Origin of the sequence: Pseudomonas sp. TH32, from assembly GCF_016650855.1 — a bacterium.
In the GTDB taxonomy this organism is placed as follows: domain Bacteria; phylum Pseudomonadota; class Gammaproteobacteria; order Pseudomonadales; family Pseudomonadaceae; genus Aquipseudomonas.
This window is the reverse complement of the sequence record NZ_JAEKFA010000001.1, coordinates 163119-175630: the sequence shown is the minus strand read 5'-3', so window position 1 is coordinate 175630 and position 12512 is coordinate 163119. Positions and strand designations below refer to the sequence as shown.

6 protein-coding genes are annotated in these 12512 nt (G+C 59.7%); 2 read left to right on the top strand and 4 right to left on the bottom strand.

Features of this window, described 5'->3' with window-relative positions; translation table 11 throughout:
• Window positions 1-194: 194 nt before the first annotated feature.
• The gene (locus tag JFV30_RS00820; protein WP_010176689.1) at window positions 195-1322 is read right to left on the bottom strand and encodes a branched-chain amino acid ABC transporter substrate-binding protein; all 1128 of its coding nucleotides are present in this window, start codon (window positions 1320-1322) and stop codon (window positions 195-197) included.
• 339 nt (window positions 1323-1661) lie between these two features.
• Between JFV30_RS00820 and JFV30_RS00815 the strand changes: the two genes are divergently transcribed.
• A complete protein-coding gene (locus JFV30_RS00815; RefSeq protein ID WP_017479356.1) occupies window positions 1662-1964 on the top strand; it encodes a DUF2288 domain-containing protein in 303 nt (100 codons plus the stop codon).
• A 1042-nt stretch (window positions 1965-3006) separates the two neighbouring features.
• Here the strand turns inward: JFV30_RS00815 and JFV30_RS00810 are convergent.
• Window positions 3007-5184: a hypothetical protein gene (locus tag JFV30_RS00810; RefSeq protein ID WP_029616157.1), complete on the bottom strand. Its 2178-nt coding sequence runs from the start codon at window positions 5182-5184 to the stop codon at window positions 3007-3009.
• Between the two features lie 206 nt (window positions 5185-5390).
• Entirely contained in the window at window positions 5391-7652 is a 2262-nt protein-coding gene (locus JFV30_RS00805) for a putative bifunctional diguanylate cyclase/phosphodiesterase (protein ID WP_010176687.1), read from the bottom strand.
• A gap of 279 nt (window positions 7653-7931) precedes the next feature.
• On the opposite strand from JFV30_RS00805, the gene JFV30_RS00800 reads away from it, so the two are divergent.
• The gene (locus tag JFV30_RS00800; protein WP_010176686.1) at window positions 7932-9278 is read left to right on the top strand and encodes a spinster family MFS transporter; all 1347 of its coding nucleotides are present in this window, start codon (window positions 7932-7934) and stop codon (window positions 9276-9278) included.
• Between the two features lie 178 nt (window positions 9279-9456).
• On the opposite strand, the gene rapA is transcribed toward JFV30_RS00800, so the two are convergent.
• Window positions 9457-12303 carry an RNA polymerase-associated protein RapA gene (rapA, locus tag JFV30_RS00795; RefSeq protein WP_201121538.1) on the bottom strand — a complete coding sequence of 949 codons (2847 nt, stop codon included), beginning with the start codon at window positions 12301-12303 and terminating at the stop codon, window positions 9457-9459.
• Between the last annotated feature and the right edge of the window lie 209 nt (window positions 12304-12512).

Genomic DNA, 12512 nt, shown 5'->3' with positions numbered 1-12512 from the left:
CTGGTGGAGTCAATTTCCGGCCTGGTGCCCTGTTCTGTGATCAGGTTGCACGAAGCGTTTGCCAGCGAACCGCTGGTGACGGTTTTAAGATTTTCAGGTGAGCCAGCTCCCGGATCGCGGGTGTCAGGCCCATAAACCTCGTAAAACAAAGCCCACTGCTTGCACAGTGGGCTTGTTGACCAGTAACGCCTGGCTTACTGAGGGGAAACTTCGGTTTTTGGTTTGCCGAAGTGCCATTCGTAGACCACGAACTTGAAGTCCTTCAGGTCGCCCTTGGCGTCGAAGCTCAGGTCGCCGGTTGGGGTCTTGAAGGTACCGGCGTGGATGGCAGCAGCCACCTTGGCGGTGTCTTCGCTCTTCGCGGCAGCGATACCGCCGGCGATCACTTCAACGGCCGAGTAGGCCGGGAACACGAACGGACCGGTTGGGTCCTGCTTGTTCTTGGCGAACTCTTCAACGATGGCCTTGTTGGCAGGATCGGTGTCGAACGACTTCGGCAGGGTAACCAGCAGGCCTTCGGAAGCGCCCTGGGCGATTTGCGAGATGGAGTCGTTGCCGACACCTTCAGGGCCCATGAACTTGGCGTTCACGCCTTTTTCCTTGGCCTGGCGCAGGATCAGGCCCAGCTCTGGGTGGTAGCCGCCGTAGTAGACGAAGTCGACGTTGGCTTGCTTGAGCTTCTGGATCAGCGAACCGAAGTCCTTGTCGCCAGCGTTGATGCCTTCGAAGAGGGCAACTTTCACGCCTTTCTTCTCGAGGGTCTGTTTAACGGCGGTGGCGATGCCTTCACCGTATTGCTGTTTGTCGTGGATAACGGCAACGACTTTCGGCTTCACGTGGTCGGCGATGTAGTTGCCGGCGGCTGGGCCCTGGGCGCTGTCCAGGCCGATGGTACGGAAGACCAGCTTGTAGCCACGGGAAGTGATTTCCGGGCTGGTAGCCGCCGGGGTGATCATGATCACGCCTTCGTCTTCGTAGATGTCGGAGGCTGGCTGAGTGGAGCTGGAGCAGAGGTGACCGACCACGAACTTGACGCCGTCGTTGACCACTTTGTTGGCTACGGCCACGGCTTGTTTTGGATCGCAAGCGTCGTCGTATTCTTTGGCTTCAAGCATTTTGCCATCGACGCCGCCCTTGGCGTTGATGTCGGCGATGGCCTGCTTGGCGCCCATGAACTGCATGTCGCCGTACTGGGTCACAGGGCCGGTTTTAGGGCCGGCAATACCGATCTTGATGGTGTCAGCTGCGAACGAATGGCTGGCAACCCCGGCCAGGACCATAGCGGCAAACAGTTTGGAAATCTGCTTAGTAGCCTTATTCATAGTGCTCCACTCTTACTGTTGTATTTTTTATAGTTCTAGCGGCCTTGTGAGCTGCAGAACCGGATCAGATATCTCGGATATCCCCCGGCAGCGGCCTGGCAACTGTACCGGTACAGTGTAGAGCGCCGGTTGATCGCTTGAAAAGCTGGCTGCTGGGGGCAAAACCCGGGTATGTCGCTTAAATGAAAGAAAAAGACAGAATTGCGGCGGGGTGATGCCAGAGTTTCGGGCAATCCTTGGCTTTCCTGACACTTTCGTTCGGTGCCTCATTTGCAACTGGGTTTTTCTGCCTGCCGCTCGACGTTATGATTGCGCCGATTTTTCTTCAGGTGAACTCCCATGACGCAAGAACCTAGCACCCTCTATGCCAAGCTGCTTGGTGAAACCGCCGAAATTTCCTGGAAGGAGCTTGAGCCGTTCTTTGCCAAGGGTGCCCTATTGTGGGTCGACGCCGGGCTGGATTTGATCGAGGCCGCCGAGGGCATGGCTGAGGACAACCGTGAGAAAGTCGCTGCCTGGCTGGCTGCGGGGAGTCTGGGCGAGGTGTCTGCGACGCGGGCGTTGGACCTGGTTGAGCGGGATCCGAGCTTGTGGGCGGTGGTGGTTTCGCCGTGGATTCTGATCCAGGAAAGGGCGGCGTAAGAAATGTCTGCGCGAAATTGGTGCGTGATTTTTCTGAGTTTAAGTGTGTAGCGGGGTAACCGCATTTGCGGTGATGGCACGTTGCCGTAGAGAAAGGTCACAGGCGGGGGTTACGTGCGCGTCATGGGAACAGTTTTGTTTGCGCCGGAATGCGGTGGGAATTGTTTCTTCGTGTGTGTACATATCCGTTATTCAGGTAACGGCTACTTATGGTTTCGCTCTTACAGCGAGTCACTTTGGAAAAGCCCCAAAGTAACCAAAGGGCTCTGCCCCGCCTGTCGGCACCTCGCCTAGGCTCGGTGTTCCCTCACTCCGGCGATGCTCCGCGGGCCGCCGCGATGGGCCATCCTTGGCCCAGCGCGGCTAAACCGGCGTCCTGCCGGTTTACCCGCTCCGCACCACCTGCGTTCGGCCTCGGGCTGAATGGGGCAGTCAGAGCAAGATCAAGATCAAGATCAAAAGCAAGAGCACAGCGGCCTACAGGCCGGCTTGAGTGGTAGAAGCCAGATCAAAAGCGAAAGCCAAAGCGAAAACCAGATCTGAAACGGATGCAGCTCTGCTTTTCTGTGGGAGCTGGCTTGCCTGCGATGGCATCACCTCGGTGTGTCTGATGTACCGAGTTGTCTGCATCGCAGGCAAGCCAGCTCCCACATTTGACTGTGCCCGCTCTGGCTTTTGATTTTGCCTTTGCTTCACACCACTCAAGCCGGCCTGTAGGCCGCTGTGTTCTTGATCTGCTTTTGATCTTGATCTTAGGCGCCCCGTTAAACCACGCTGGCCGAACGCAGGTAGTACGGAGCGGGTAAACCGGCAGGACGCCGGTTTAGCCGCGACGGGGCAGGGACGCCCCGTCGCGGCGGCCCGCGTAGTAATGCCGGAGTGAGGGCACACCGAGCCTGGGCGAGGTGCCGAGTGGTGGGGCAAGAGCCTTTTGGTTACTTTTGGGCTCCTTTCAAAAGTGACCCGCTGTAAGAGCGGAACCCATATCAGCCATCACCCAAATAACGGATATACACCCCACCCCACCCCAGCAACAACCAGCCTACGCAGTCTTCCCGGTATGGTTATTCAGCGAAATAACCTTGGTCTTCCCAATCCGGTGACGATAAATCTCACGCAGGTACTTGATCGCCTTCTTCACGCAATCCCTCGACAGCCGGATATCGTTGATCGACACAAACTTGTCCTTGTCGTTGATCAACTCACGGTATTTCTTCTCATACATCGGTTTGATCGCATACCAGTTGGTATCCAGAATCTTCGCCGGGTTCTCAAACTCATTGAGCAGCTCATCAATCCGGTCTTCATCAAAGTCCTCATGGATGATGAAATCCAGAATCGAATTATCCAGCGTGTCATCAAACCGATACGGATTGCGTGCAAAGCAGCGCTTGATAAACGCCACGATCAACGTCAAAAAGTCATCCGACAAACACGGGCTCTTGGCGATCAACGTGGTCAGGGACAAGTTGGCCGACGCCCCGATCACCAGCGCATAACGCTTGAGGGTCGTGTTGGGAAACAGGCTGTTGAGGTGCGTCTTGAGCCGGTTCAGGTCCATGTAGGACAGCTTGTAGTCCTTGGGCAACGACACAATCGACACCACCGACGAGCAGTTCTTGAAGAAGTGCAGGTCATGCAGCGCCGCCGCGTCATACCCGGAATTCTTATACTGCTCCAGGGACGCCTTGTAGCGTTTGGACTCTATCGGCAGCAGGCTGATGCCTTCGATCGCCTGGGTCACTTTGTTGAAGTGCGGCAGGTCAATGGAACGGAAAAACAGGTCGTCGATGTTCAGCCGCTGCGGCTCTTTTTCGAACACCTTGAACTTGTCGCTTGAAGGCGCCGGGGTTTCCGGCACCACCGATTCGGCGTAGGCAATCGCCACCGGGCCGGCCAGGCTCATGAACAGGTCGTTGGCATCCAGGCGGATGGTCTCGCCGATGTCGATCCCGGCCCGGCGGAAATAGTTCTGGTCGTAGTCGGTCGTCACCGCCTGGGCCGTCAGGATGTTGAAGATCTGCTGCGAGATGTACTGGTTGGCGTGCTTTTCCATGGCATTGACATCAATGTTCTGGATGTTGCCGTCATCGCTTTCCTCGGCGTAACGCATGATGTCGTTGGAGATCAGCATCATCGCGTTCCACGGCCGGATGCGGCCTTTCACGCTGGCTTCGCTGCTGTCTTCATTGTCGAAGTTGTACGAGAAGTCCCATTCTTCCGACAGGTATTTGCACAACAGGCGCCCGGCGTTGATGTGCAAGGCTTCGGACATTTCGCTGCGGTGATCGGAGATGTTCGGCAGCACGCAAATGCCGCTGGTGAAGATCGGCTCGAACACGAAGGCGTGGCCGCTCTTGCTGTCGTGCTCGTCGGCGGGCTTGGTGTCGAACGTCTTGTTCATGTACGAGTGCTGCTGGGCCAGGCCGAATTCCGAGGCCATGCCCGAACCGGTACCGCCGCCGGCGCTGAAGATCGAGAAGTACAGGCGCGACTGGTTGGCCTTGATGCCGCAGGAGTCGATCAGGTACGAATGGATCATCTTCCAGTCGGGGCTGGAAAAGCGTTGGGTGTCTTTGTTGAGGATGATCTTGGCCAGGTACTGGCCGAGGATTGGCGCGTTACCGGCGCCACCGGCATGGACTTCCGAGAGGTCCATGATTTTCATTTTGCTGTAGTCCCGCAGGAAACCGCTTTTCTCACCCTTGCGCGAGAAGCGGATGCGCCCGGCAATGTCCTTGTCCAGGTCGCCCAGCATCACCAGCGGCTCGACCAGGAATACCGGCTTGGTGCCCTTGTTCGAACCCAGGCGCAAGTTGTTGCGAATCCACTGGGCCGGGCGGTAGCCCTTGTCAGTGGATTTATCTTCGTTGCTGAATTCGTTGAGGTAGAACTTGCGGGCGTTGTAGACCAGCTCCGCCACGTCCAGGGCAATGTTCGAACCGCAGCGGCCCAGGCCGATCAGGCACACCGAGGGGAATTCCTGCTCGTTGCGCAGTTCACCGTCGACTTCCAGGTGCGGTGCACGCGGGAACACCATGTCGCGCAGGCCGTCGAGGTTGTCGAGGATGCGGTCGGTGTTGGTCTCGGTGAAGTACAGGTACTGCTGGGTGGCCAACGGGCGGGCGGTGCTCAATGACTTTGAACCTGAGGGTTTTTCCGCAGGAGTTGTCAGCAACACGTCGGATACCGCGGTGGCAGAGTTATTTTTAGAAGTCATTGTGCGCCATGTGCCTGGACGGATGGCTGAAGAGGTGCCAAATAGCCATCACGGAATGAGAGATCGCGACTTTACAGTGCGTCCTGGTCCTGGGCGATAGGGTTTAACCCTAGGGTTTTAAGGGGAAATCCTGGCCGGACTCTGATGAATCGGCCGTTCGTCGGGGTTCTTTAATGAAATGATGGCGATTTGCCAAATTTTCGGCGTCAGCGAATTGGCCGAACGATGGCGGGTGGGCTCGCACGGCCCGAGGGCGGGTCTTTCGGCGCGGGTTCACCGCCGGTAATGCCCAGCAGGCTGAACATGTTGTGCGAATCAAGGCCGTTGATCACCGCGCTGATATCACTCATCGGCACTGCAGCACTGAGCAAGTAACCCTGGACGAAATCACAGCCGTGTTTTTGCACCACTTCCAGCTGTTGCAGGGTTTCCACGCCTTCGGTCACCACCTGCAGGTGCAGGGTGTGGGCCATGCCGATAATGGCCTGGACAATCTCTATGTCGGCGTTGGACTTGGGGATGTCCTGGATAAAGGAGCGGTCGATTTTCAAGGTGTTCAGCGGCAGGCGCTTGAGGTAGGCGAGGGACGAATAGCCGGTGCCGAAGTCGTCAATCGACAGCGAGACACCCAGCGCTCGGATTTGCCGCAGCAGCGCCAGGGTGCTGCTGATATTGCCCATCAGGGCGTTCTCGGTCACTTCCAGTTCCAGGCGATTGGCAGCGATGCCGCCGAAACGCAGGGCGTTTTCGATTTCATCCGCCAGCTCGTCGCGGGTCAGGTTCAGGGCCGAGCAATTGACCGCCATGATCAATTCAGTATGACCCTGCTCCGACAGCAAACTCAGGTCGTGACAGGCCTGGCGCAGTACCCAGTGATCCAGTTCGGCAATCAGCCCGTTATTTTCGGCAATGCCGATGAATCGGTCCGGGGTCAGCAGGCCGTGTTGCGGGTGTTGCCAGCGCACCAGGGCCTCAAGGCGCGTGATCTTGCCTTTTTTCAGGTCCAGGATCGGTTGGTAGAACAGCACCAGCTCGTTCTTGCCGCGCAGGGCGGCGCGCAGTTCTTCTTCCAGTTGCAGTTCCAGGAAGGCCCGGGTTTTCAGGTTGGAGCTGAAGAAGTTCAGGCTGTTGCGCCCGGCATCCTTGGACTGATACAGCGCCAGGTCGGCGGTTTTCAGCAATTCTTCGCTGGTTTTGCCGTCTTCGGGGAAGAGGCTGATGCCGATGCTGGTGGTCATCACCATGCGCCGGCCCGCCAGTTCGATGGGGTCTTTCATTTTCTGCATGATGCGCTGGGCCATGTGCCGCGCCTCATCGCGATGATGGATGCTGATCAGGATGCAGAACTCGTCACCGCCAAACCGCGCGACCACGTCGTCATGGCTGCGCACCGAGCTTTTGATATGGCCGGCCAACACAGTCAGCAGTTCGTCACCGGCGTCATGGCCGAGGCTGTCGTTGATGCGCTTGAAGTGGTCGATATCCAGGAAGATCACCGCCAGCATGCCGTCGGTGGCGGTTTTTTCCGCGAGTTTCTCGGCGAAGATCTGGTTGAAACCACGGCGGTTGAGCAGGCTGGTCAAGGCGTCGTAATGCGCCACCTGTTGCAGGGAAGCCCGGGCCTGGTCCAGCTCGGTGAGCAGGGCATTGACCCGGCGCAGGTCGGTTTCCTTGTGCTGCAGTTTCTTGTCGGCCAGGGCTGCGCTGATGCTGCTGCCGATCACCAGCAGGGCGATGACCGCCACCAGCAGGCCCAGTTGGATCGGGTTGTTGTCCACGGGCAGCGCCGAGGGCACGACATCCTCGGGCACCAGCAGTTGCAGGGCCGCCATGCCGGTGAAGTGCATGCTGATAATGCCGGCACCGAGCACCAGGCTGGCCGCGTACTTGAGTAATTGATGGAACATGCCGGTGCCGTTGCGCAGGTACAGCGACAGCAGCAATGCCGCCAGGCTGGCGCCGATGGCAATCACCACCGAGGCCAGGAACAGCCCCGTCTGAAAGTACACGCTCGCTTCGGAGCGCATGGCCGACATGCCGACGTAGTGCATCAGCGCAATACCCAGGCCCATCCACACCGACGCCAGCACATATTGGTAAGCACGCAGCTTTGGGTGACTGAGGGTTTGCATGGCGAACAGCGACGCGATCAGGGCGATCAGCAGCGAGGCGAACGTCATGATCAATTCGTAGTGGATTGCGATAGGCGCCTGGAAGGCCAGCATGCTGATGAAGTGGGTGGCCCAGATTCCGCCTGCCAGGCAGCCCGCGCCTACCCAGCGCCAGTGCCGTTGAGCCTTGAGGTTATCGACATGGCCGACACGCTCGGCCATGTCCAGGGTGCCAAAGCCCGCTGCACACGCCACCACGTAAGCCAGTAGCACCAGAAAGGGGTTATGACTGCAATTGAGTAATAAGTGCCCGCTGTCCGGAAGGTCGGTAAAAAAATGCAAACCAAGCCATTCCATAGCATGTCCCGTCATAAGTCTTTGCCTGACAATGCTCTGAGTATAGAGAGCCTGAGCGGGTTGCAAGGGCTGATGGCAGATTGCTTCTAATCATTTGGCGATGAATTTATAAACAACTAGAACTAAATGAATAGGGATGACAGCCAGGGTCGCCCGATGGAGTGACATCAGACTTACGAATCATTACAGACAATCCCCACGGGGCTGACTAGATTGCAGGTTCCGGGCTCAGGATGCGTCTGGCATCGCGGCTCACATAACAATAAAAGAGACGGACCCATGCAGAACTCGACCCAAGCGGCGAATGCCTGGCGCATTCTGTTCCTGCTGTTCCTGGCCAACCTGTTCAACTTTTTCGACCGCACCATTCCCGCGATCATCATCGAACCGATCCGCATGGAATGGCACCTCAGCGACTTCCAGCTCGGCATCATCGGCACCGCGTTTACCATCGTTTATGCGATTGCCGGCCTGCCCCTCGGGCGCATGGCCGACACCGGCTCACGCAGCAAACTCATGGGCTGGGGGCTGGCGGCGTGGAGCGGCCTGACGGCCGTCAATGGTCTGGTGGGCAGCTTCTGGACGTTTTTGCTGGTGCGCATGGGCATCGGGATCGGCGAGGCCAGTTATGCGCCGGCGGCCAACTCGCTGATCGGCGACCTGTTTCCGGCCCATCGCCGGGCCCGGGCCATGGGGATCTTCATGCTGGGCCTGCCGTTGGGCCTGTTGCTGGCGTTCTTCACCATTGGTGCGATGGTCAAGGCATTCGACAGCTGGCGCGCACCGTTCTTTATTGCCGCGGTGCCGGGGCTGATCCTCGCGGTCTTCATGTTCTACATCAAGGAACCCAAGCGCGGCGCGGCGGAAACCGTGCAAGTCTCCCAGGAGAAAGTCGACCGGCCAATTCGCCGGGTGCTGGCGGTGCCGACGTTCCTCTGGCTGGTGCTGGCCGGCTTGTGCTTCAACTTCGCCACCTACGCGTGCAACTCGTTCCTGGTGCCGATGCTGCAGCGCTATTTCCTGCTGCCGTTGCAGGATGCGGCCGTGGCGACCGGTGTTATCGTCGGTATTACCGGCCTGGTAGGCCTGACCCTGGGCGGCTGGATTGCCGACAAGATCCATCAACGTATCGCTAATGGCCGGCTGCTGTTTGCGGCGTGCAGCCTGATCATCTCCACCGTCACCACGGCTTGGGCGTTGCACGCGGGGCGGATCGAGATTGGTGTGTTTGTGGCGTTGTTCAGTGTGGGCTGGCTGTTTGCCTACAACTTCTACACCTGTGTGTACACGGCGATCCAGGACGTGGTTGAGCCGCGCCTGCGGGCGACGGCGATGGCGTTATTCTTCGCCGGCTTGTATTTGCTGGGCGGTGGCATGGGGCCGATTGTGGTGGGTGGGTTGTCGGATCATTTTGCTCATTCGGCGATGTATGCGGCGGGTGCGGAGCAGATGACCGAGGCTTATAAAGCCATTGGGTTGCACGATGCCATGTACCTGATTCCGGTGGCGCTGTTCCTGACCATGCTGTTTCTGTTCCAGGCGTCCCGCAGTTTTGTGCGTGATGCCAAGCGGATGAAGGATGGGTTGGGGGCGGTGGAGGTGCCGGCCAGGGCGGTGACTGCCTGAATACATAACCCCTGTGGTGAGGGGGCTTGTCCCCCGTTGGGCTGCGTAGCGGCCCCAAAGAGCGGGAGCGCTGCGCACTCCAACGGGGGACAAGCCCCCTCGCCACAGCGGTTACCGATACCCATAAAAAGGCCCGCATTGCGCGGGCCTTTTTGTTTGGCAGGGTAGAGCGGCGAGGTTAGCCCGCGACCAACACCCGAATCGCTTCCAGTCGCAGCGCCGCCTTGTCGAGCATGGCCAGGCCTTGCTCGCGCTGTTGGCGCAGGGCAACCAGTTCGCTGTCACGTACGCTCGGGTTGACCGCTTGCAACGCGGTCAGGCGCGCCAGTTCTTCATCGGTATCCGCCGCCAGACGGCGCTTCGCCTCGGCCACACGCTCGGCATGACGCGGGGCGATCTTCTCTTCGCCGGCGTTGATCCGTGGCGTCAGCTGGTCGCGCTGGGCCTGCACAAACTTGTTGGCGCTGGCCCGTGGCACGCTTTCGAGCTGGTCGTTCAAGGTCAGGAACGAGACGCGGCCCGACAAGTCATTGCCGTTGGCATCCAGCAGGCAACGCAACGCGGCCGGTGGCAGGTAGCGGCCCAGTTGCAGCGAGCGCGGGGCAACCACTTCGCTGACGTAGAGCAGCTCCAGCAACACGGTGCCGGGCTTCAGCGCCTTGTTCTTGATCAATGCCACGGCGGTGTTGCCCATGGAACCGGACAGCACCAGGTCCATGCCGCCCTGCACCATCGGGTGTTCCCAGGTGATGAACTGCATGTCTTCGCGCGACAGCGCCTGGTTGCGATCGTAGGTGATGGTCACACCTTCGTCGTCGCCAAGGGGGAAGCTGGCGTCGAGCATTTTTTCGCTGGGCTTGAGGATCAGCGCGTTTTCCGAATGGTCTTCGCTGTCGATGCCGAAGGCGTCGAACAGGGTTTCCATGTAGATCGGCAGGGTGAACTGGTCGTCTTGCTCAAGGATGTCTTCCACCAGCGCATCACCTTCGCCCGCGCCGCCGGAGTTGAGCTCCAGCAGGCGGTCGCGGCCGGTGTGCAGCTCGGCTTCGAGGCGCTCGCGTTCGGTGCGGGCTTCGTCGATCAGCGCTTGCCACTCGCCGTCGTCGGCGTTTTCCAGCAGCGGCAGCAGGCGTGGGCCGAACTGATGCTGCAAGGCGTTGCCGGTCGGGCAGGTGTTGAGGAACGCGTTCAGCGCTTCGTGGTACCACTGGAACAGCCGCTCTTGCGGGCTGGTTTCGAGGTACGGCACGTGCAGTTCGATCACATGCTTCTGGCCGATCCGGTCCAGACGCCCGATCCGCTGTTCCAGCAGGTCCGGGTGGGACGGCAGGTCGAACAGCACCAGGTGGTGGGAGAACTGGAAGTTGCGGCCTTCACTGCCGATTTCCGAGCAGATCAGCACCTGGGCGCCAAACTCTTCGTCAGCAAAGTACGCAGCAGCACGGTCGCGCTCTAGGATGTTCATGCCTTCGTGGAACACCGTGGCCGGGATGCCGGAGCGCACGCGCAGGGCGTCTTCCAGGTCCATGGCGGTTTCGGCGTGGGCACAGATCACCAGCACTTTGGTGCGCTTGAGCATCTTCAACTGGTCGATCAGCCACTCGACGCGCGGGTCGAAACGCCACCAGCGTTGTTCTTCATCCACGTCCGGCTGCGACTGGAAGCTGACTTCCGGGTACAGCTCGGCGTGTTCGCCCAGGGGCAGTTCGAGGTATTCGTCCGGGCACGGCAGCGGGTAGGCGTGCAGCTTGCGCTCCGGGAAGCCTTGCACCGCGGCGCGGGTGTTGCGGAACAGCACGCGGCCGGTGCCGTGGCGGTCCAGCAGTTCGCGCACCAGGCGGGCGCTGGCTTCGGCGTCGCCATCGTTGACGGCGGTCAGCAGGGCTTCGCCTTCGTTGCCGAGGAAACCCTGGATGGTCTTGTGGGCGGCGGGCGACAGGCGGCCCTTGTCCAGCAGCTCCTGAACGGCTTCGGCCACCGGGCGATAGTTTTCGCTCTCGGCGCGGAAGGCGTGCAGGTCGTGGAAACGGTTCGGGTCCAGCAGGCGCAGGCGCGCGAAGTGGCTGTCCTGGCCCAGTTGCTCAGGGGTTGCGGTGAGCAGCAGGACGCCGGGAATCACTTCGGCCAATTGTTCGACCAGCGAGTACTCGGGGCTGGCTTTCTCTTCGTGCCAGACCAGGTGGTGAGCTTCGTCGACTACCAGCAAATCCCAGCCGGCAGCGAACAGCGCGTCCTGGGCTTTTTCGTCGTCCACCAGCCATTCCAGGGCCACCAGCGCGAGCTGGGTGTCTTCGAACGGGTTGGCCGCATCGCTTTCGATAAAGCGTTCTTCGTCGAACAGCGCGACTTGCAGGTTGAAGCGGCGGCGCATTTCCACCAGCCATTGGTGCTGGAGGTTTTCCGGAACCAGGATCAGCACACGGCTGGCGCGCCCCGACAGCAACTGGCGATGGATCACCAGGCCGGCTTCGATGGTCTTGCCCAGGCCCACTTCGTCTGCCAGCAGAACCCGTGGCGCGATACGGTCGGCGACTTCACGGGCGATGTGCAGTTGGTGCGCGATAGGTTGCGCACGCACGCCGCCCAGGCCCCAGAGCGAGGACTGCAACTGGCGGCTGGTGTGCTCAAGCGTGTGATAACGCAGGGAGAACCAGGCCAGCGGGTCGATCTGGCCGGCGAACAGACGGTCGCTGGCCAGACGGAACTGAATGAAGTTCGAGAGTTGGGTTTCCGGCAGGGTGACCTGTTCGTTCTGCCCATTGAGGCCGTGGTAGACCAGCAGTCCGTCGACGTCGTCGACCTCTTGCACGGTCATTTTCCAGCCTTCGAAATGGGTGATGGTGTCACCCGGCGAGAACCTCACGCGAGTGAGGGGCGCATTCCGTAGCGCATACTGGCGGGTGTCGCCAGTGGCCGGATAGAGCACGGTCAACAAGCGGCCGTCCTGTGCCAGAACGGTGCCTAACCCCAGCTCTGCTTCGCTGTCACTAATCCAGCGTTGCCCCGGTTGATACTGCTGCGCCATGCTGCCTGACTCCCGCCGTGAAAAAGCCGACTATCTTAACGGAACAAGGGCCCCAGCCAAAGGACTCTGACAAAAACTACCAAGCTTTACGGGTGGTTCGGGCTGCAATCGACGGGTGGCAAGGCACTTGCGACTGACGACTGAGTCACAACTTGGCACACGCAGCCTCAAGTGGATGCCGCGCCAGCCGACAGCCTGCTGACAGGAGA